Origin of the sequence: Marinitenerispora sediminis, assembly GCF_003336425.1 — a bacterium.
GTDB classification, from domain to species: Bacteria; Actinomycetota; Actinomycetes; order Streptosporangiales; family Streptosporangiaceae; genus Marinitenerispora; species Marinitenerispora sediminis.
Genome location: NZ_QEIO01000342.1, coordinates 1 through 619, shown reverse-complemented (window position 1 = coordinate 619; position 619 = coordinate 1). Strand labels below are relative to the sequence as shown.

The following is a 619-nucleotide window of genomic DNA, read 5'->3' as shown; positions in this document are numbered from 1 at the left end:
CAAGGCCGCCCAGATCCTGGGCATGGACATCAAGGGCCACACGGTGCACCGGGTGCTGGTGGAGGAGGCCAGCGAGATCGCGGAGGAGTACTACTTCTCCTTCCTCCTCGACCGGGCGAACCGGACGTTCCTGTCGATCTGCTCCGCCGAAGGCGGTATGGAGATCGAGGAGGTCGCCGCGACCAACCCCGAGGCGGTCGCCAAGGTCGCGATCGACGCGCTGAAGGGCGCGCCGGCCGACGTCGCGGCGGACATCGTCGCCCAGGGCAAGCTCCCCGCGGCCGCGGCCGCGGGCGCTGCCGAGGTCGTCACGAAACTGTGGGACGTCTTCGTCGGCAAGGACGCCACGCTGGTCGAGGTCAACCCGCTCATCCTGACCAAGGATGGCCGCGTTGTCGCTCTGGACGGCAAGGTGACCCTGGACGAGAACGCCGAGTTCCGTCAGGACCTCGACAGCCTGGCCTCCGCGGCCGAGGGCGACCCCCTCGAGGTGGCTGCGAAGGCGAAGGGGTTGAACTACGTCAAGTTGGATGGCGAGGTCGGCATCATCGGTAATGGTGCTGGTCTGGTGATGTCGACGTTGGACGTGGTGGCTTATGCGGGGCAGGCGCATGGCGGG

General features: G+C 67.7%; 1 protein-coding gene. It reads left to right on the top strand.

The genetic code is table 11. From position 1 onward, the window contains the following. Nucleotides 1-619: ATP-grasp domain-containing protein (locus tag DEF28_RS26695; RefSeq protein ID WP_309485871.1), on the top strand; the 619-nt coding region annotated here is incomplete at both ends.